The sequence below is a fragment of the Ensifer soli genome (genome assembly GCF_041928815.1).
Classification (GTDB): Bacteria; Pseudomonadota; Alphaproteobacteria; order Rhizobiales; family Rhizobiaceae; genus JBHFEI01.
The window spans coordinates 92,215-112,682 of sequence record NZ_JBHFEI010000011.1; the positions used below are offsets into that span (position 1 = coordinate 92,215).

General features: G+C 67.8%; 15 protein-coding genes. 9 read left to right on the plus strand and 6 right to left on the minus strand.

Annotated features, from left to right (window positions below; all coding sequences use genetic code 11):
• Positions 1-358: 358 nt before the first annotated feature.
• Complete coding sequence (locus ACEVQ6_RS17135; RefSeq protein ID WP_374890248.1) at positions 359-1,264, plus strand: DMT family transporter; 906 nt, start codon at positions 359-361, stop codon at positions 1,262-1,264.
• A gap of 106 nt (positions 1,265-1,370) precedes the next feature.
• Here ACEVQ6_RS17135 and ACEVQ6_RS17140 read toward each other — a convergent pair whose 3' ends face one another.
• The 5 genes from ACEVQ6_RS17140 to ACEVQ6_RS17160 form a co-directional block, all read right to left on the minus strand.
• A complete protein-coding gene (locus tag ACEVQ6_RS17140) occupies positions 1,371-2,288 on the minus strand; it encodes an SMP-30/gluconolactonase/LRE family protein (RefSeq protein WP_374890249.1) in 918 nt (305 codons plus the stop codon).
• 16 nt (positions 2,289-2,304) lie between these two features.
• On the minus strand, positions 2,305-3,252 hold the full coding sequence (locus ACEVQ6_RS17145) for an ABC transporter permease (RefSeq protein WP_374890250.1): 948 nt from the start codon (positions 3,250-3,252) through the stop codon (positions 2,305-2,307).
• Positions 3,249-4,196, minus strand: coding sequence for an ABC transporter permease (locus ACEVQ6_RS17150; protein WP_374890251.1), 948 nt, complete (start codon positions 4,194-4,196; stop codon positions 3,249-3,251). Before ACEVQ6_RS17150 ends, ACEVQ6_RS17145 begins: the two co-directional genes overlap by 4 nt.
• Positions 4,193-5,650: a sugar ABC transporter ATP-binding protein gene (locus ACEVQ6_RS17155; RefSeq protein ID WP_374890252.1), complete on the minus strand. Its 1,458-nt coding sequence runs from the start codon at positions 5,648-5,650 to the stop codon at positions 4,193-4,195. The genes ACEVQ6_RS17150 and ACEVQ6_RS17155 overlap by 4 nt, the downstream gene beginning before the upstream one ends.
• A 62-nt stretch (positions 5,651-5,712) precedes the next feature.
• Positions 5,713-6,723, minus strand: a complete 1,011-nt coding sequence (locus tag ACEVQ6_RS17160) for an ABC transporter substrate-binding protein (RefSeq protein ID WP_374890254.1) — start codon at positions 6,721-6,723, stop codon at positions 5,713-5,715.
• A gap of 269 nt (positions 6,724-6,992) precedes the next feature.
• Between ACEVQ6_RS17160 and ACEVQ6_RS17165 the strand changes: the two genes are divergently transcribed.
• Both ACEVQ6_RS17165 and ACEVQ6_RS17170 read left to right on the plus strand, forming a co-directional pair.
• On the plus strand, positions 6,993-8,255 hold the full coding sequence (locus tag ACEVQ6_RS17165; protein ID WP_374890255.1) for a GAF domain-containing sensor histidine kinase: 1,263 nt from the start codon (positions 6,993-6,995) through the stop codon (positions 8,253-8,255).
• Positions 8,252-8,974 carry a response regulator gene (locus tag ACEVQ6_RS17170; protein ID WP_374890256.1) on the plus strand — a complete coding sequence of 241 codons (723 nt, stop codon included), beginning with the start codon at positions 8,252-8,254 and terminating at the stop codon, positions 8,972-8,974. Before ACEVQ6_RS17165 ends, ACEVQ6_RS17170 begins: the two co-directional genes overlap by 4 nt.
• Positions 8,975-9,188: 214 nt before the next feature.
• On the opposite strand, the gene ACEVQ6_RS17175 is transcribed toward ACEVQ6_RS17170, so the two are convergent.
• Positions 9,189-10,616 carry a helix-turn-helix domain-containing protein gene (locus tag ACEVQ6_RS17175; RefSeq protein ID WP_374890257.1) on the minus strand — a complete coding sequence of 476 codons (1,428 nt, stop codon included), beginning with the start codon at positions 10,614-10,616 and terminating at the stop codon, positions 9,189-9,191.
• Positions 10,617-10,748: 132 nt separating this feature from the next.
• On the opposite strand from ACEVQ6_RS17175, the gene ACEVQ6_RS17180 reads away from it, so the two are divergent.
• The 6 genes from ACEVQ6_RS17180 to ACEVQ6_RS17205 all read left to right on the plus strand — a co-directional run bounded on the left by ACEVQ6_RS17180 (position 10,749) and on the right by ACEVQ6_RS17205 (position 20,283).
• Positions 10,749-12,281: an acyl-CoA carboxylase subunit beta gene (locus tag ACEVQ6_RS17180; protein WP_374890339.1), complete on the plus strand. Its 1,533-nt coding sequence runs from the start codon at positions 10,749-10,751 to the stop codon at positions 12,279-12,281.
• A gap of 64 nt (positions 12,282-12,345) precedes the next feature.
• On the plus strand, positions 12,346-12,720 hold the full coding sequence (locus tag ACEVQ6_RS17185; protein WP_374890258.1) for a hypothetical protein: 375 nt from the start codon (positions 12,346-12,348) through the stop codon (positions 12,718-12,720).
• Positions 12,721-12,725: 5 nt separating this feature from the next.
• Positions 12,726-14,729 carry an acetyl-CoA carboxylase biotin carboxylase subunit gene (locus tag ACEVQ6_RS17190; protein ID WP_374890259.1) on the plus strand — a complete coding sequence of 668 codons (2,004 nt, stop codon included), beginning with the start codon at positions 12,726-12,728 and terminating at the stop codon, positions 14,727-14,729.
• A 27-nt stretch (positions 14,730-14,756) separates the two neighbouring features.
• Complete coding sequence (scpA, locus tag ACEVQ6_RS17195) at positions 14,757-16,895, plus strand: methylmalonyl-CoA mutase (protein ID WP_374890260.1); 2,139 nt, start codon at positions 14,757-14,759, stop codon at positions 16,893-16,895.
• A 173-nt stretch (positions 16,896-17,068) separates the two neighbouring features.
• A complete protein-coding gene (locus ACEVQ6_RS17200; RefSeq protein ID WP_374890261.1) occupies positions 17,069-17,947 on the plus strand; it encodes a helix-turn-helix domain-containing protein in 879 nt (292 codons plus the stop codon).
• Between the two features lie 179 nt (positions 17,948-18,126).
• Positions 18,127-20,283: a TonB-dependent siderophore receptor gene (locus ACEVQ6_RS17205; RefSeq protein ID WP_374890263.1), complete on the plus strand. Its 2,157-nt coding sequence runs from the start codon at positions 18,127-18,129 to the stop codon at positions 20,281-20,283.
• Positions 20,284-20,468: the final 185 nt, after the last annotated feature.

Sequence of the window (20,468 nt, forward strand, 5' to 3'; positions counted from 1 at the left end):
GCCGCACCTCGACGGCGCGGGAAGGGATCGGGAAAAACGGCATGCCGGATGCGGCATGCGGGTCACGCATGGAAAGATATGTCATGGGATTGCCATCCGCCGGCTGCAATTGCTGGCGGTACCGACATCACGAGAGCGCCGTGAGACTCTCGCCAGAGGGGCCCGGCACCAGAGTTCGAGCCCGCCGCCGTCTTGATGTCGGTGAGCCACGGGTTAATTAGCAAGACCACGGGCCGCGTCAAGAGGCGATCGACGGGCAAGGCCGCGCCGCCGCCCTTGTTCCCGCCAATTTGCTGGATTGTTGCGCAGGAATATGCCAAAGGCCGGGCATCCGGATGAAAATTCAGGCAGACCGCCCATGACGGCCCAGATCGCCACGCCGCTTGCCGAGACCAGCAGCACCCGCAACGGGCTGATCGTGATGTTTTTCGGCATCCTGATGTTCTCGCTGAACGACGTGATGGGCAAGTGGCTGGTCACGACCTATCCGGTGGCGCAGGTCGTGCTGATCCGCAGCGCCGCGGCGATCCTGATCCTGCTGCCCTTCCTGATGCGCGGCGGGATCCGGCAGATCTTCTCCGTCGAACAACCCTTCGTCCAGGCGCTGCGCGTCGTCTTCTCCACCGCGGAACTCTTCTGCTTCTACCTCGCCGTCGCCCATCTCTCGCTCGCCGACGTGATGACCTACTGGCTGGCCGCGCCGATCTATGTCGCGGCGCTCTCGCCGCTGCTTCTCGGCGAGCGCGTCGGCTGGCGGCGCTGGAGCGCCATCGCGGTCGGCTTCCTCGGCGTCGTCGTGGCACTGGAACCGACGTCGAAGGCGCTGACCTGGCCGGCGCTGATCGCCGTTCTCGGCAGCCTCGCCTTCGGCCTGATGATGGTGACCGGGCGGATGCTGCGGGCGACGCCGGACGCGACGCTCGCCTTCTGGCAGCTCGCCGGCGCCGGCCTCGTCGCCGCGGTGTTCGCGCCTTCCACCTGGCTGCCGGTCGGCGGCGCCGATCTCGGCATGCTCTGCCTGCTCGGCGTGGTGGCGATGAGCGCGCACATGCTGGTCAACCGGGCGCTGAAGCTCGCCGACGCCGCGACCGTGGCGCCGCTCAACTACATGCTGCTCGTCTGGGCCGTCTTCTTCGGCTGGCTGATCTTCGGCGAGACGCCGCGCCCGGCGGTCGTCGCCGGCGCCGCCCTCATCGTCGGCTCCGGCCTCTTCATCTTCTTCCGCGAACAGCAGCTGAAGCGGCAAGGCCGGCTTCCGTCTTAGAGCGTCTCTCGCAAAGGTGTTCAGCGGTTTTGCGAAAAGACACGCGTAAAAACAAAGACCTGAAGCGTATAAGTGAATCTGAAAGATCGCGACACGCTTTAAGGGTTCACGGCCGCTGCACGCCGGAGACGGCGAGGAAGACGGAATAGAGCGAGCGCGTCGCGGCGATGAACAGCCGGTTGCGGCGCGGGCCCCCGAAGGTCAGGTTGGCCACGGTCTGCGGCACGAGGATCTTGCCGAGAAGCGTGCCGTCCGGCGCGAAGCAGTGGACGCCGTCGCCGGCGCTCGTCCAGACATTGCCCTCGACATCGACGCGCATGCCGTCCGGAAGCCCGGTGTCGACATCCGCGAAGACGCGGCCGTTTTCAAGCCGCCGCCCGTCGACGACGTCGAAGACGCGAATGTGGCGCGGCGCCGTCTCGTCGTGGCTGGCGGCGCTGTCGGCGATGTAGAGCTTCGTCTCGTCGGGGGAGAAGGCGAGCCCGTTCGGCTGGCGGAAATCGGTGACGACGGCGGCAAGGTCGCCGGTCGCGGGATCGAGGCGGTAGACGTTGCGGGTCGGTTGCTCCGGCTCCGACTTGAAGCCTTCATAGTTCGAGAGAATGCCGTAGGTCGGATCGGTGAACCAGATCGTGCCGTCCGAGCGCACGATCACGTCGTTCGGCGAATTGAGCCGCCTGCCCTCGAACCGGTCGGCCATGACGGTGATCGCGCCATCGGCCTCCGTGCGCGTGACGCGACGCGTCCCGTGCTCGCAGCTGATCAGCCGGCCCTCGCGGTCGCGGGTATGGCCGTTCGAAAAATTCGAGCGATCGCGGAAGACCGAGACCTCGCCGACATCGCCACCGGGCACCCAGCGCAGGATGCGCTCGTTCGGGATGTCGCTCCAGAGCAGTTGCTGGGCGTCCTCGAACCAGACCGGCCCCTCGGCCCAGCGGCAGCCGGAATAGAGCTCGTCGAGGCCGGCGCTGCCGACGATCAGGTGGCGGAAACGGGGGTCGCGGATGTCGAAGATCGAGGCCATGGTCGGATGTCCGGGTTCAGCGGGTGTTGCGGGGGCCGCCGGCGGCGAGGATGACGGCGATGATGATCAGGCCGGTCATGATCAGCCGTATGCCGGCGCCGAAGCCATAGGTGTTGAGCATGGAGACGACGAGGAACATGAAGAGCGAGGCGCCCCAGATGCCCGGCACGTTCGAATCGCCGCCGGCGACCGCCGTGCCGCCGATGACGACGACGGCGATCGACATCAGCAGGTATTCCGAGCCCATGTTCAGCGCCGCGCCGCCGGAGAAGCAGGCGAGCAGGTAGCCGCAGACGGCGGCGAGCACGGCGCAGAGCACATAGGTCGCAAGCCGGATCCCGTCGACGGGAAGCCCCGCCATGCGCGCGGCCGGCATGCTCTGGCCGATCGCGGCGATCGCCCGTCCGTAGACCGTGCGGTTCAGCGCGAGGAAGGCGGCGAGCGAGATCACCAGCGCGACGAGGGCGACGTTGGGGATGCCGAGCGTCGCCGAGGTGGTGAAGTCGGCAAGCACCGGCGGCGGCTTGATCCTCAAGCCCCGGTTGGTCCAGATCGCGGTCGACTGGACGATGAAGCTCATCGACAGCGTCGCGATGATCGGCGGGATGCGGAGCAGCTTGATCAGCGCGTAGTTGCCGATGCCGACCGCGACGCCGATGGCGACGGCGACGAGGAGGCCGGCGGCGACCATGCCGTCCTCGACATTCATCACCTTCAGCGCCACCGTGCCGGCGAGCGTCATCGTGGCGGGCACGCAGAGGTCGATATTGCCGGGACCGAGCGTGATGACGAACATCTGGCCGATGCCGACGAGGATCGAGAAGGCGGCGAAGGTGAAGGCCGCCTGCGCCACGCCGCCGGCACTCGCGCCCCCGGTGAAGGCGACGGTGACCAGGAAGACGAGGAGGGCGGCGGCGAACGACCAGATCCAGGTCTTCGCGGTGAGGGGCCTAAGCGCGTTCATCGGCCCTGCCTCCGCTTCTCCATGCGGTTCAGCGCCAGCCGCAGCGCCAGCACGATGATCAGGATCGCCCCTTGCGCGCCGATCTGCCAGTCGGGCGAGATGCGGAGGAAGGAGAGGAAGGAGCCGGCGAGCGTCAGCGTCAGCGCGCCGATGACCGCGCCGATCGGCGAGACGCGGCCGCCGGTGAACTCGCCGCCGCCGAGGATGACGCCGGCGATCGACAGCAGCGTGTAGCGCAGCGCGATGTTGGCGTCGGCCGAGGTGGTGAGCCCGACCAGCGCGATGCCGGCGAGGACGGCGAAGAAGGCAGCAAGCGCATAGGTCGCCGCGCGCGCGCCGGCGATCGACCAGCCGGCGCGCTCGACCGAGCGCTGGTTGCCGCCGACGCCGCGCAGGATGACGCCGAAGGCGGAACGCATGATGACGAGATGGGCGACGAGCGCGATGACGAGGCTGGCGACGATCGCCATCGGCACGAAAGGCGGCCTTGCCGTCATCAGGGCGCGCGCCCAGTCGGGCGCTGAGCCTCCGGGTGAGGGGAGGAGCAGCACAGCGAGCCCGCCCCAGACGAAGCTCATGCCGAGCGTGACGACGATGGAAGGCAGGTTGCGCAGGTAGATCATCACGCCGAGCCCGGCATAGACGGCAATCGCCGCGGCAAGGATGGCGACGCCGAGGAGCGGCTGGTCGCGCAGATAGGTGGCGGCGACGCAGGCGACGAAGCTGACGAAGGTGCCCATCGACAGGTCGAGGTCGTTCACCGTCATGATCAGCATCTGCGCGATGGTGGCGAGCGCGATCGGCACGGCGAGGTTGAAGAGGAGGTTGAGCCCGGTATAGCTCATCGCGCGCGGCTGCAGCCAGAAGACGGCGGCGAGCAGCACGACGAGCGAGAGCGCCGGGACGAGGAGGCGCAGCGTATCGGAGGAGAGGCTGCGCATCATGCGGCGACGCCCGCGAAGGAGGCGGCGAGAACGTTCGCCTCGGTGACGTCGGCGCCCGTCAGTTCGCGCACGATCGCGCCTTCCGAGAAGACGTAGACGCGGTCGCAGAGGCAGACCTCGTCCATCTCGGTCGAGTACCAGACGAAGGTGCGGCCACCTTCGGCTTCGGCGCGGATCATCTGGTAGACCTCCTGCTTGGTGCCGATGTCGACACCGCGCATCGGATCGTCCATCAGCACGGACGGGGCGCGGGTCGACAAGGCGCGGGCGAAGAGCACCTTCTGCTGGTTGCCGCCCGACAGCGACAGGATGCGGTTGTCGACGTCGTCGGTGCGGATCGCGATCCGCGCCTTCCACTCGGCGCCGAGCGCGCGCTCCTCGGCGCCACGCACGAAGCCGAAGCGGGCGCGGTCGGCAAGGGAAGCGACCGACATGTTGTTGAGGATGCTCCAGAGCGGGAAGACGCCGTTCAGCGTCCGGTCGCCGGCGACGAAGGTGACCTCCGGGTCGCGCTTCGCCAGCCAGTTGCGGCTGCGGGCGAGATAGAGGTCGACGAGCATCTCGGTCTGGCCGTGGCCGGCAAGACCCGCAAGGCCGACGATCTCGCCCCTGGCGGCGGAAAAGCTCAAGCCCCTGCCGCGCCGGGGCGGCAGGGACAGGACGGTCTCCCCGGCAACCGGAGCGCGCGACGCGCCGTCGCGGCCCTTGACGACGCTTCCCATCGCCTCGACCAGGCTGTGCTCCGTGAAGTCGGCGGCGGGACGGTCCGCGACGATGCGGCCGTCTTTCATCACGACGATGCGGCTTGCCGTCGACAGGATCTCGCCGAGGATGTGGGAGATGACGATGACCGCGCCGCCCTTCGCGACGAAGCCGCGGACATAGTCGAGCAGGCGGGCGGCGAGCGCGGCATCGAGCGAGGACGTCGGCTCATCGAGGATGACGAGGCGGGCCGGCGTCCCGGCCTCCGAAAAGGCGGTGGCGATCTCGACCATCTGCCGCTCGGCGATCGAGAGGTCGCCGACCGGGCGCCTCGGATCGATGCCGTGGCCGGGAAAGACCTCGTCGAGCTTGGCCCGGATGATCACCTCGGCACGGCCGCGCCAGCCCCAGCCGGACAGGCTTCGATGCATGACGCGGGTGTTCTCGATCACCGTCAGGTTGGGGCAGAGCGACAGTTCCTGGAAGACGCAGCGGATGCCGGACGCGCGCGCCTGGGCGATGCCGTAGCGCTCGAGCGCCACGCCGCCGGCCGCGATCCGGCCCTGATGCGGCGTCAGCCCGCCATTGATGACGTTGACGATCGTCGACTTGCCGGCGCCGTTGTGGCCGACGAGGCCGACGCATTCGCCGGGCATCACCGTCAGCGTCACCCCGTCGAGCGCCTTCACCGCGCCGAAATGCACGCGCGCGTCGGCGACCTCGACGACAGCACTTCCCGCTCTTTCCGCCATGAACCCCGATCCGCTTGCAGGAGACGCGGTCCCGGCGAACGCCGCCGGGACCGCGGGGAACGTCACTGCGCCGAGGCGATCACCTTCTGCGCGTCCTCGAGCGAATATTCGACATTGGCGACGCCGCCCTCGGGCGTGGTCTTCAGGCTGTCGTCGAGCGTCTCCTGGCTGATCGACAGGAAGGGCACGACGAGGTCCTTCTTGACCTCCTTGCCGTCGAGGATCTGCTGGGCGACCCAGAAGGCGAGCGTCGAGACACCCGGCGCGATCGAGACGGACATGGTCTCGTAACCGTTGGCGTCCTTCTGCTCCTTCCACCATTTCAGCTCGTCCTGGCGGTTGCCCATGATGATCGTCGGCATCGGCCGGCCGGCCGCCTTGATCGCCTCGGCCGCGCCATAGCCGTCTCCGCCCTGCGTCACCACGCCGACGATCTCCGGCAGGCTCGGCAGGATGCCGGCGACGGCCTTCTGCGCCACGTCCTGCGCCCAGTCGCCATGCACCGAGCCGACGATCTTGAACTGCGGGAACTGCTTGACCCCCTCATGGATGCCGGCGGAGATCTCGTCGTCGACGAAGACGCCGGCGAGGCCGCGGATTTCCAGCAGGTTGCCGCCGGCGGGGATCTTCTTCGAGAGATACTCGACCTGGCCACGGCCCATCTCCTTGAAGTCGACGGCGATGCGCCAGGCGCAGGGCTCCGTGACGATGCCGTCGAAGGAGACGACGGTGATGCCGGCGTCGCAGGCCTCCTTGACCGCGCCGTTCAGCGCCGTGGGCGAGGCGGCGTTGACGACGATCGCGTCATAGCCCTGCAGGATCATGTTCTGGATCTGGGCGGCCTGCTCGGTCGCCTGGTTCTCCGCCGTGGTGAACGGGTCGGCGGCGGCGACGACGCCGGACTTGACCGCCTCGCCGGTGACCTTCTCCCAGCTCGTCAGCATCGCCTGACGCCAGGAATTGCCGGCATAGTTGTTGGAAAGCGCAATCTTCTTGGCCGAGGTCTCGGCAAGGGCGGGCATGGCGGCGCAGGCAAGCGCGGCCGATGCCAGAAGCATCGTTCTGACGTTCATCATCTCTCTCCCCATTGATCCGATGCGTGACGCCCGGATCCGCTCCCGATCGCGGCTGACGCGCTCCTCTCCTCAGGAGAGCGCCCCGCGGCCGGCCGTCTCGGGCCGGTCGAGGGGAGGATGGAACACAATGCGGGGATTGTATAGTAACATTGCCGCAAGGCCTTTGCGGGATCTCCCGCAGAAAATGCGGGATCCCGCAGGACAGCGGCCGGTCGCCGGGCGCTTACTGAGGGCGCGGCGGAAGGCGGCATGCGGAGGAGGAGCCGATGCTCGGCGATCGGGTGAGGGAGATGGCGGCACCGGCGCTGCTCGAGCACTATCTCGGCATTTCGCGGCTGCTCGCCGGCCAGATGGAGTTCCGCTCGGCGATCCGCGCCGTGGCGGCGGAGATTTCCCACATCATCCCGCACGATCATCTCGACGTCTGCATCGTCATGCATGGCGGCACCTACCACACGGCCTACGAGAACGGCATCGAGACCGCTTGGGGGCGCGAGCCGCCGGCGCTCGTCTCCGGCAGCCCGATCCGCGCGCTGCTCTGGGGCGAGGTGCCCTTCATGATCACCGGCGACGCCTGCGTCGATCCGCGCTTCCATTTCGAGGGCGCCTTCGTGCAGCCGATCCTCGCCCACGGCTTGAGGAGCCGCATCCACGTGCCGCTGAAGGTCGAGGGCGACATCATCGGCGCGCTCTCCTGCTCGTCGTTTGACGCCGACGTCTACACCCGCGCCGACGTCGAGAGCGCCCGCTCGGTCGCCGACCTGCTCTCGCCCTATTTCTTCGCGCTGCGCGCCGCCGGCCAGGCGCAGCGCTCGGCGATCGTGGAGGCCGAGGCGCGCGCCCGCGAGGAAGGGCTCCGGCTCGGCGCGCTGAAGCTGACGGAGGCGCTGGAGCGCGAGCGCCAGCGCATCGGCATGGACCTGCACGACCAGACGCTCGCCGACCTGACGCGGCTCTCGCGCCGGATGGAGCGGCTGACGCGCGAGCACGAGGTCTCCGGCGAGACGCTGGAACCGCTGATGCGCAGCCTGCAGCACTGCATGCAGGACCTGCGCCAGATCATCGAGGAGGCCAAGCCCTCGGTGCTGCAGCTCTTCGGCTTCGCGCAGGCCGCCGAGAACCATCTCGACCGCGCCGTGCGGGACAGCGGACTGCCGCTTGCGCCGAAACTCCTCGACGAGACGGCGGGCCGGATCGACGCGCTCGACCCGACCGTGTCGGTGGCGCTGTTCCGCATCACGCAGGAGGCGATCAACAATGCGGTGCGCCACGCCCGCGCCGACAGCATCACGGTGCGGCTGTCGCTGCGCGGCGAGGGGATCTCGATCGAGGTCAGCGACGACGGCTGCGGGCTGGCGAAGCCGCGCCGGCGCGCCGGCGGCGGCATCGACAACATGAAGACGCGCGCCCGGCTGATCTCGGCCCGCTTCACGATCGGCCCGGGGCGCGACGGGCGCGGCACGACGGTCGGGGTGCAGCTCGCCCAGCCCGCGCGGCTGCCGGGAACCGTCGCGGGGGGCGAGGCATGAAGGTCCTGATCGTCGAGGACGACCCGCTGCACCGCTCCTACCTGCACGAGGCGGTCTCGGCCGCCCTTCCCGAATGCGACCTGGTGATCGAGGCGGAGAACGGCACGCTCGGCGAGAAGCTTGCGCGCGACCACAAGTCGGCCCATGTCGTCATGGACCTGCAGATGGCGAGCCGCAACGGCATCGAGGCGGCGCGCACCATCTGGAAGGAGCGGCCGGACACGCGCATCCTGTTCTGGTCGAACTATGCCGACGAGGCCTATGTCCGCGGCGTCTCGCGCATCGTGCCGGACGGGGCGGCCTATGGCTACGTGCTGAAATCGGCCTCGGACGAACGGCTGAAGCTGGCGCTGCGCTCGATCTTCGTCGAGGCGCAATGCGTCATCGACCGCGAGGTGCGCGGCATGCAGCAGAAGTCGCTCGGCCAGACGCGCGGCTTCACCGACAGCGAATACGAGATCCTCGTCGACATCGCGCTCGGGCTGACCGACCGGGCGATCGCGCGGCGGCGCAACCTGTCGCTGCGCTCGGTGCAGAACCGGCTGCAGGCGCTCTACGAGAAGCTGGAGGTCTACCAGACCGCCGGCATGGACGACGAGGAGGGCCGCTTCAACCTGCGCGCCCGCGCCGTCACCGTGGCGTTTCTGCGCAAGCTTTTGAACTACAGCGCGCTGGAGCGGGCGGAGGCCGAACTGGCGGACTGGCTGAAAACGGGGTGAGGGCTTCGCCCCGGGAGCCCGTCAGGTCCCTTCCGAACCAGGCAGGCTCCCGGCTCGTTTGGTGTCGTGTGTTTTTCGGGGCAACCGGATTCCACTTGGTCCCCGACACAGTCCAAAGCGCGCCGCGACCCTTCAGATTCGCTCCTACGCTTTGGGTCCTTGTTTTTACGCGTGTCTTTTCGCAAAACTGCGGCACAGCTTTGCGAGACGCGCTTTAGTCTCCGACGGGCTTCAGCGCATAGGGCAGGATGCCGCGCCGGTCGTGCGCGACGACGAGCCGGCTTTTCAGCGGCGGCACGGCGCGGCTTTCGCAATCGGTGCGGTCACAGATGCGGCAGGAAATGCCGATCGGCGCGTAGGCCGCGCGGTTGGCGAGGTCCATGCCCTCGGCATAGACGAATTCGCCGGCATAGGAGATCTCGCAGCCGAGCGCCAGCGCATAGTGCTGCTCGCCCCGGCGGAAGCCGCGCCCGCCCTTGGCGACGGGCATGGAGAGGCAGAGATAGCGCACGCCGTCCGGCGTCTCGGCGAGCTGGCGGTTGATCCGCCCCGGCGTCTCGAAGGCGCGGTGCGCGTTCCACAAGGGGCAGGCCGAGCCGAAGCGGGCGAATTGCAGCCGTGCGGCCGAATGGCGCTTGGTGATGTTGCCGGCGCGGTCGAGGCGGGCGAAGAAGACCGGCACGCCCTTTTCCCCCGGCCGCTGCAGCGTCGACAGACGGTGGCAGACCTGTTCGAGGCTGGCGCCGAAGCGGATGCAGAGGAGGTCGAGATCGTGGCGCAGGTCGCGGGCCGCGGCGCGGAAGCGGCGATAGGGCAGGAGGAGCGCGCCGGCGACGTAATTGTGCAAGCCGATGCGGCAGATCTCCATCGCGTCGCTGCTCCGGAAGCCGGCCCCTGCGGCGATCGCGTCGATGAGGGTGCCGGCATGGAGCTGGGCGAGCTGCAGCGCGATCTGGAAATCGCGCGTCGGCGCCGGAAGGTAGGGGTTCAGCGTCAGCACCTTCGCCCCGGCATCGAAGAGCCGCATCGGCGCCTCCGCGCCATCCTCGGCCCGGCGGATGCGCACTCCGTGCGCGGCTTCCAGATGGCGGACGAGAAGCGGATGGGCATCCGCCTCGCCGAGGCCGATCGTGCCGGCCAGCGCCTCCGCCGCCGTGTCGAGCTCGTGGATGTAGTTGTCGACAAAGTGGAAGAAGTCGCGCACCTCCTCGTAGGGCGTGCTTTCGCTCGCACCCGCGGCGCGGCCGAGGGTACGATCGAGGCTTGCGATCTCGTCGGACTGGTGGCGGTAGGCGCGGTGGCAGGCGATCAGCGCATGGGCGATGCCGGGCGCGTTCTGCGCCACCATCTTCAGTTCCTGCAGGCTCGGCGCATTGCCGGCGAAGAGCGGATCGCCGAGCGTCTCGGAGAGCGCCGACAGCAGCCGGTCGCCCTCGCCGGCAGAGAGCTCCGACAGGTCGATGCTGAACTTTTCCGCCAGCGACAGCAGCACGGCGGCGGAGACGGGACGCTGGTTGTTTTCGATCTGGTTGAGATAGGAGAGGGAGATGCCGATCCGCTCGGCGAACCGGGCCTGGGTGGCGCCGTTCGAGAGCCGGAGGTCGCGCACCTTGCGGCCGATATAGAGCTTGCCGATCGCCATTTCGCAACTTCGCAAAATACAACTACCTCTCATGTAAAACACACATCTTCGCATGATCAAGCATTCTCTTTCCCGCAGCGCGGTTTATGGAAGGACGGCCCCTTGCAGACAGACGGAAAAGGCACAGACGGCATGCGCGACATCCTCGAACAGCTCGAACAGCGGCGGAATGCGGCGACGCTCGGCGGCGGCCAGCGCCGCATCGACGCCCAGCACGGCAAGGGCAAGCTGACGGCGCGCGAGCGCATCGACGTGCTCCTCGACGAAGGCTCGTTCGAGGAGTACGACATGTACGTCACCCATCGTGCCGTCGATTTCGGCATGGCCGAGCAGAAGGTCGCGGGCGACGGCGTCGTCACCGGCTGGGGCACGATCAACGGGCGGCAGGTCTACGTCTTCTCCCAGGACTTCACCGTGCTCGGCGGCTCGCTCTCCGAAACCCATGCGCAGAAGATCTGCAAGATTATGGACATGGCGGTGCGCAACGGCGCGCCGGTGATCGGCCTGAATGACTCGGGCGGCGCGCGCATCCAGGAGGGCGTCGCCTCGCTCGCCGGCTATGCCGAGGTATTCCGCCGCAATGCCGAGGCGTCGGGCGTCATCCCGCAGATCTCCGTCATCATGGGGCCCTGCGCCGGCGGCGCGGTCTATTCGCCGGCGATGACCGATTTCATCTTCATGGTGCGCGACACGTCCTACATGTTCGTCACCGGCCCGGACGTGGTGAAGACGGTGACGAACGAGATCGTCAGCGCCGAGGATCTCGGCGGCGCCGGCACGCATACGAAGAAATCCTCGGTCGCCGATGCCGCCTTCGAGAACGACATCGAGACGCTGGAGGCGACGCGCCGGCTCTTCGATTTCCTGCCGCTCAGCAACCGCGACAGGGCGCCGGTCCGCCCCTTCCACGACGATCCGGCACGCATCGAGGCCCGGCTCGACACGCTGATCCCCGACACCTCGACCAAACCCTACGACATGAAGGAGCTGATCCTGGCGATCGCCGACGAGGGCGATTTCTTCGAATTACAGGAGGCGTTTGCGAGGAACATCATCACCGGCTTCGTCCGCATCGAGGGCGAGACGGTCGGCGTCGTCGCCAACCAGCCGATGGTGCTCGCCGGCTGCCTCGACATCGACAGTTCGCGCAAGGCCGCCCGCTTCGTGCGCTTCTGCGACGCCTTCTCCATTCCGCTGCTGACGCTGGTCGACGTTCCGGGCTTCCTGCCGGGCGTGGCGCAGGAATATGGCGGCGTCATCAAGCACGGCGCGAAGCTGCTCTTCGCCTACAGCCAGGCGACGGTGCCCATGGTCACTCTCATCACGCGGAAAGCCTATGGCGGCGCCTATGACGTGATGGCGTCGAAGCATATCGGCGCCGACGTCAACTATGCCTGGCCGACGGCCGAGATCGCGGTGATGGGCGCCAAGGGCGCGACCGAGATCCTCTACCGCTCGGAACTCGGCGATGCCGACAGGATCGCGGCGCGGACGAAGGAATACGAGGAGCGCTTCGCCAATCCCTTCGTCGCCGCCGAACGCGGCTTCATCGACGAGGTGATCATGCCGCGCTCCTCGCGAAAGCGCATCGCCCGTGCCTTCGCCAGCCTCAGGAACAAGCGCAAGGAACAGATCTGGCGCAAGCATGATACGATCCCGCTGTGAGCGTCGGATCCGGGCGTCCGCCGTCGACCCCACAACCATGCCAGCGACCGAAGAGTGTGACCGAATGGCCAAAGTTCCCGAAATGACCAAGCATCGCGGCTTTCCGGCGGGCCTCAGCGGTACGCAATGGCAGTTCACCCTTCGCCGCGCCAATCCCAAGGTCACCGTGCTCGGGCAGTGGAAACGCCATCCGAGCCTCGACAGGACGGTGGCGCTGGCCGACGCCGCCTTCCTGCATGCGCTCTGGCATTATTTCGGGCCGGAACCCTTCGAGCGCGGCAATCTCGATGGAGAGCGGCTGTCGCGGCTTCTGGGACGCGAGATCGTCCCGGCCGAGCGGACCTTCGATCCCGCCTCCTATCAGGCGCTGCTGAAGATCAATGAGAGCCTGGCACGGAAGAACTTTCCGCAGGCGTTTGACGACGTGATGGAAGTCTGACCCCCATGATCAAGAAAATCCTCATCGCCAATCGCGGCGAAATCGCATGCCGCGTGATCAAGACCGCGAAGAAGCTCGGCATCGCCACGGTCGCTGTCTATTCCGATGCCGACCGGAACGCGCTGCATGTCGAGATGGCCGACGAGGCGGTGCCTATCGGCCCGGCGCCCTCGTCGCAGTCCTATATCGTCATCGACAAGATCCTCGACGCGATCCGCAGGACCGGCGCCGATGCCGTGCATCCGGGCTACGGCTTCCTTTCGGAGAATGCCGCCTTCGCCGAAGCGCTGGAGAGGGAAGGCGTCGCCTTCATCGGCCCGCCGGTCAAGGCCATCGAGGCGATGGGCGACAAGATCACCTCGAAGAAGATCGCGGCCGAGGCCGGCGTCTCCACCGTGCCCGGCCATATGGGGCTGATCGAGGACGCCGACGAGGCGGTTCGGATCGCCGGCGCCATCGGCTATCCGGTGATGATCAAGGCCTCGGCCGGCGGCGGCGGCAAGGGCATGCGGATTGCCTGGAACGACGCGGAGGCGCGCGAAGGGTTCCAGTCCTCGAAGAACGAGGCGAAAGCCTCCTTCGGCGACGACCGCATCTTCATCGAGAAATTCGTCACCCAGCCGCGCCATATCGAGATCCAGGTGCTCGGCGACATGCACGGCACCACGCTCTTTCTCGGTGAGCGCGAATGTTCGATCCAGCGCCGCAACCAGAAAGTGATCGAGGAGGCGCCGTCGCCCTTCCTCGACGCGGCGACGCGCAAAGCCATGGGCGAGCAGGCGGTGGCGCTCGCCAGGGCCGTCGGCTACCATTCCGCCGGCACGGTCGAGTTCATCGTCGACGGCGCGCGCAACTTCTATTTCCTCGAGATGAACACGCGGCTCCAGGTCGAGCATCCCGTCACGGAACTCGTCACCGGCATCGACCTCGTCGAGCAGATGATCCGGGTGGCAGCCGGCGAAACGCTTTCCTTCCGCCAGGAGGACGTCAAGCTCGACGGCTGGGCGATCGAGAGCCGGCTCTATGCGGAAGATCCCTACCGCAATTTCCTCCCCTCGATCGGGCGGCTGACGCGCTACCGCCCGCCGGCGGAAGGCACGTCCGACGACGGCATCACGGTGAGGAACGACACCGGCGTGTTCGAGGGCGGCGAGATCTCGATGTATTACGACCCGATGGTGGCAAAGCTCTGCACCCATGCGCCGGACCGGCTTTCGGCGATCGACGCGATGGCGAACGCGCTCGACGATTTCGAGGTCGAGGGCATCGGCCACAACCTGCCCTTCCTCTCCGCCGTCATGCGCCACGACCGCTTTCGCGCCGGCAACCTGACCACCGCCTTCATCGCCGAGGAATTTCCCGACGGTTTCCACGGCGTCACGCCGGATGCGGCCGAAGCGCGGCTGATCGCGGCGGTCGCGGCCCTCGTCCAGCACCGGGTGCAGACGCGCGCCACCCATATTTCCGGGACGATCGGCAATCACCGCCGCGTGCTTACCGGCGCCTGGGTCGTCGGTTTCGACGACGGGAGCCTCGCCCTGACGCTCGAGCCGGCGGGAGCGGGCGCGACCGTCACCTTCGCCGACGGGACGATGACGGCGATCGAGAGCGACTGGCTGCCGGGCATGACCCATGCGCGCTTCGCCGTCGAGGGTGCTGCGGCCGGCATCAAGGTGGCGCTCGCGGGCAGCGCCATCCGGCTGCGCTGGCGCGGCATCGACGTGACGGCGACGGTGCGCGAGCCGCGCGTCGCCGCCCTTGCGACGCTGATGCCGAAGAAGCTGCCGCCGGACACCTCGCGCATGCTGCTCTGCCCGATGCCGGGCGTGGTCACGTCGATCCTCGTCGGCGTCGGCGACACCGTCGAGGCGGGGCAGGCGCTCGCGACCGTCGAGGCGATGAAGATGGAAAACATCCTGCGCGCCGAGCGCAAGGGCGCGGTGAAGCGGATCGCGGTCGCCGCCGGCGCCAGCCTCGCGGTCGACGAGCTGATCCTGGAATTCGCGTGACGGGCCGATGCCCGGGGAGATGACGGCATGTCGGAGAAGACGGTGAAGGACTGGGAAGCGCTCGCCGAGCGGGAAGTGAAGGCGCCGGCGGAGAGCCTCGTCTGGCAGACGCCGGAGGGCATCCCGGTGCGGCCGCTCTATACACGCGACGATCTCGACGGCATCGGCCATCTGGGCTCTCTGCCAGGCTTTGCCCCCTTCGTCCGGGGGCCGCGCGCGACGATGTATGCCGGGCGGCCCTGGACGATCCGGCAATATGCCGGCTTCTCCACGGCGGAAGCCTCCAACGCCTTCTACCGCAGGGCGCTCGCCGGCGGCCAGCAGGGCGTCTCCGTCGCCTTCGACCTCGCCACCCATCGCGGCTATGATTCGGATCATCCGCGCGTCGAGGGCGATGTCGGCAAGGCGGGCGTGGCGATCGATTCGGTCGAGGACATGAAGATCCTCTTCGACGGCATCCCTCTCGACACGGTTTCCGTGTCGATGACGATGAACGGCGCGGTCGTGCCGGTGCTGGCAAGCTTCATCGTCGCCGGCGAGGAGCAGGGGGTGGCGCGCTCCGCCCTGTCCGGGACCATCCAGAACGACATCCTCAAGGAGTTCATGGTCCGCAACACCTACATCTATCCGCCCGAGCCCTCGATGCGGATCATCGCCGACATCATCGCTTATACCGCGGCCGAGATGCCGAAATTCAATTCCATCTCCATTTCCGGCTACCACATGCAGGAGGCGGGCGCGACGCTCGTCCAGGAACTGGCCTTTACCCTTGCCGACGGGCGCGAATATGTGCGCGCGGCGCTGGCCAAGGGGCTGAACGTCGACGATTTCGCCGGCCGCCTCTCCTTCTTCTTCGCCATCGGCATGAATTTCTTCATGGAGGCGGCGAAGCTGCGCGCCGCGCGCCTGCTCTGGACGCGGATCATGCAGGAGTTTTCGCCGAAGAAGCCGTCCTCGCTGATGCTGCGCACCCATTGCCAGACCTCGGGCGTGTCGCTGGCCGAACAGGACCCCTACAACAACATCGTCCGCACCGCCTTCGAGGCGATGTCGGCGGTGCTCGGCGGCACCCAGTCGCTGCACACCAATTCCTTCGACGAGGCGATCGCGCTGCCGACGGAGTTTTCCGCCCGCATCGCCCGCAACACCCAGCTAATCCTCCAGCACGAGACAGGCGTCACCAAGGTGGTCGATCCGCTCGCCGGCTCCTATTATGTCGAGAGCCTGACGCAGGAGCTCTCCGACCGGGCCTGGGCGCTGATCGAGGAGGTGGAAAGCCTCGGCGGCATGACCAAGGCGGTGGCCGACGGCCTGCCGAAACGGCTGATCGAGGAGGCGGCGACGCGCCGGCAGGCGGCCGTCGACCGCGGCGAGGAGGTGATCGTCGGCGTCAACCGCTACCGGCTGGAGACGGAAGCCGAGATCGACATCCTCGACATCGACAATGCCGCCGTGCGCGCCGCGCAGGTGAAGCGCATCGCGGACACGCGCCGCCGGCGCGACGGGACGGCGGTCGAGGCGGCACTCGAACGGCTCGGCGCCGTCGCCCGTTCCGGCGACGGCAACATCCTCGCGGCGGCCGTGGAGGCTGCGCGGGCGCGGGCGACCGTCGGCGAGATCTCCGATGCGCTGCGTGCCGTCTTCGGCGACCATTCCGCCATGCCCGAGGTGGTCCGCGACATCTACGGCGACGCCTATGCCGGCGACCCCGAGATGGAGACGCTCGCCGCCCGGCTGAAGACGGCCGCGACGACGCTCGGCGCGGCGCCGCGTATCCTGGTGGCGAAGCTCGGGCAGGACGGCCACGACCGGGGGGCCAAGATCATCGCCTCGGCCTTCGGCGACATGGGCTTCGACGTCGTCGCGGGGCCGCTGTTCCAGACGCCGGACGAGGCGGCGGGGCTTGCCGTCGAGCGCAAGGTCCATGTCGTCGGCATGTCGTCGCTCGCCGCCGGCCACAAGACGCTGGCGCCGCAGCTCGTCGAGGCGCTGAAGGCGCGCGGCGCCGGCGAGATCGTCGTCGTCGTCGGCGGGGTCGTGCCGCGGCAGGACTATCAATATCTCCTCGACCACGGCGTCTCCGCCGTCTTCGGTCCCGGCACCAATGTCATGGAAGCCGGCCGCGCCGTTCTCGACCTCATCGAGGGCCGGCTGCGCAACGCCTGAGAGGACGAAGCGATACCTGCGAAAGCCGCCGGCGACGGCGGCTTTCGCGCGTCCGGCGCACCGTCCCGTCCCGAGCCGCACCGGCAATTTGCAAAGCCTTCGCAGATGCGGTATTAAAACTTGAGTTATTTATACAAGTTAACATCGCGTCCCGGCACTCCGCGAGCCCGCCCATGGCCTTCGAGCCCCGCATGCACAACAGGATCAGCGGTTTTTCCGTCGGCGGTTTCCATCGCCGCCACTTCGACGGCGTGGTCGCCGATGTCTGGGACGTCGATTGCGCGCCCTCGGCCGGCGGCACCTATGTCGCCGCCGATCCGCGCCTCTTCGTCGTGCTGGAGGCACGCGGCGGCGACCGGCCGCGCATCCGCCTGTCGCCGGGCAAGGGCGGGTCCCGGTCGGGGGCGACCGACATTTCCTACATCCCGGCGGAGATGGAGCTCGAGGCCGAGCTCAGCGACCTCTCCTTCGTCCGCCATCTCGACCTGCATTTCAACGTCGACGCCCTGTCGCGCAGGCTGAAGGAGGATCTCGACCCGCGCGCGCTGTCGACGCCGCGGCTGATGTTCTCCGATCCGCGCCTGATGACGCTCGCCGGGCTGATCGCCGCCGAATGCGCCAGTCCGGCCCCGCTCAACGATCTCTATGGCGACGGGCTGACGGTCGCGCTGTTCGTCGACCTGATGCGGCTCGTGCGCGGACCGGATGCCGGCCGGCGCAGCCGGCTCGCCGGCTGGCAATTGCGCCGCGCCACCGCCCATATCGAGGAAAACTGCCTGAGGAACGTCAGGCTCGAAGAGCTGGCGCAGATCACCGGCCTGTCGCAGTCCCATTTCAGCCATGCCTTCAAGGCCTCGACCGGCATGGCGCCGCATGCCTGGCAGATGCAGGCCCGCATCGGGCGGGCGAAGACGCTGATGCTGTCCGCCGACATGCCGCTGACGGCGGTCGCCACCGAGACCGGTTTTTCCGACCAGGCCCATTTCACCCGCGTGTTCCGCAAGGCCGTCGGCGTCACGCCGGGGCGCTGGAAGAAATCCCGCCTCACCTGATCGTGGCGGGGTCAAGGCGGCCGGGGAGAACCGGCAGGTTTTGCCAAGACCGTTCAATTTTCCCCGATCGGGACAAGCCGCGCGCAAATAGTTGATATAGACACTCATCTTATAAGAGGCCGGGAACCGCACGCGCCAATGAGTGGCGCGGGAACGCTCCGGCCGGGGTGAAAGACGAGATGGCGGACAGGCGTGAACGACGGACGATCAGGTTAGGGCTCGTGGCGGGGGTGGCGATCGGCGCGCTGGCGGCGGGATTGTCCGCGCAGGCGCAGGACGCGCAGTCGCCGACCGCGCTCGAACAGGTGGTGACGGAAGGCGGCGCGGGGAAAGGCGATGCCGAGGGCCCGGTCGACGGCTATGTCGCCCGCGATACCGGCACCGGCGCCAAGACGGCGACGCCGCTCTCCGACATCCCGCAATCGGTCTCGGTCATCGGCCGCAACGAACTCGCCGACCGCGGCGTCGTCACCAAGATCGACGAGGCGCTGCGCTACACCGCCGGCGTCTCCACCGAGCCGTTCGGTTCGGATCCCGACACCGACTGGTTCTATATCCGCGGCTTCGACGCGACGCAGACCGGCGTCTTCCTCGACGGCCTCAACCTTTTCTCCTATGGTTTCGGCGGCTTCCAGGCCGATGCCTACATGCTGGAGCGCGTCGAGGTGCTGAAAGGGCCGGCCTCCGTGCTCTACGGCGGATCGAGCCCCGGCGGCATCGTCAACCTCGTGCGCAAACGCCCGCAGGAGACGCCCGCCTTCTCAACAGAGATCGGCATCAACAATTTCGGCAACGCCTTCTTCGGCTTCGACGTCAACGACACGCTGAATGCCGACGGCACGATCCGCTACCGCGTCACCGGCAAGATCGCCGGCGGCGACAATTACAGCGACTATTCCGAGGACCTGCGCGGCTTTATCATGCCGCAGGTGACCTTCGCTCCGGATGCGGCGACAGAGGTCACCGTCTACGCCCTCCTCAGCGGCCTCGACCAGACCCATGTCGGCAACGGCTTCCTGCCCTATGAGGGCACGGTGACGAAGGCGCCCTTCGGCCGGATCGACCGCGACCTCTTCTTCGGCGAGCCGGACCATGACTATGGCCGCTCCGACCAGCAGGCGATCGGCTACGAGGTTTCGCACACGTTCGACAGCGGCTGGACGCTGTCGCAGAGCCTGCGCTTCTCCCACCTCGACAAGCGCGAGGAGCTCGTCTACCCCTATGCCTACACGGCGGACGACGATCTCGCCCGGCTCGGCTTCAAGCACCGGACCTCGGTCGACAGCTTCGCCGTCGACACCCGCGCCGAGACGGAATTCGACACCGGCGGCCTCAGCCACACCTTCCTCGCCGGCATCGATTATAAAAACTACCGGATCGACCAGATGCAGGCCTCCGCCTTTCCGGCGAGCGACCTCGATCCGACCGACCCCGTCTATGGCGGCGCCCTGCCGGCCTACAACACCTATCTCGACGGCGTGACCCGGCTGAACCAGGTCGGGCTCTACGCCCAGGACCAGATCCGCTTCGGCGGCGGCTGGATCGCCACCGTCAACGGCCGCTACGACCATGTCGACATCGACAATCAATCGCGGCTCGCGACCGGCTCCTACGATTTCGACGACGGCGCCTTCAGCGGCCGCGCCGGCCTCGGCTACCAGTTCGACACGGGCGTCACGCCTTACGTCTCGGTCGCGACCTTCTTCAATCCCCTGATCGGCACATCCTATACCGGCGGCGGGCTGAAGCCGGAGGAGGGACGGCAGATCGAGGCCGGGGTCAAATACGACCCCACCTTCCTCGACGGGTCGCTGACCGCCTCCGTCTACCGGATCGTCAAGGAGAACGTGGCGCTGACGCGGCCGGACTTCCTGCAGGAGCAGCTCGGCGAGGTGACCTCCACCGGCGTCGAGCTCGAAGGCAAGGTCCATCTCGACGCCCACTGGACGCTGCTGGCGAGCTACACCTACAACCACCTCGAAATCACCAAGGATCTGAACCCGCTGCTCGTCGGCAACCGGCCCTTCCTCATCCCCGAGCACCAGGCCTCGCTCTGGGCCGAATACAAGGTGACCGACGGCGCGCTCGAAGGCGTGAGCCTCGGCGGGGGCCTGCGCTACCAGGGCGAATCCTATGCCGACAACGCCAACACGAAGACGGTTCCCGGGGCGCTCGTCACCGATGCCGCCATCCGCTACGAAAAGAACGGCTGGCAGGGCTCCCTCAACGTCGCCAACCTCTTCGACAAGGACTATGTCAAGGGATGCCAGGGCCTCTTCACCTGCGGCTATGGCGACCAGCGCACCGTCACGCTGAAGCTCAGCAAGAGCTGGTGAACCCGACCCGGCCCGGCGCCCCCGCCGGGCCGGCCGAAGACAGCGCTTGGCAAACGCGGCGCGCGGGCGCATCCCGGGCAGCTCCTCCGTCGCGAAAGATGCGTGCGGACGGCGGGGACGGCCTTGCTCCCGGCGCGTTTCCGCGCCAGGACGTGTCGGGCGGGGCCTTGAGCCCGCCCCATCTT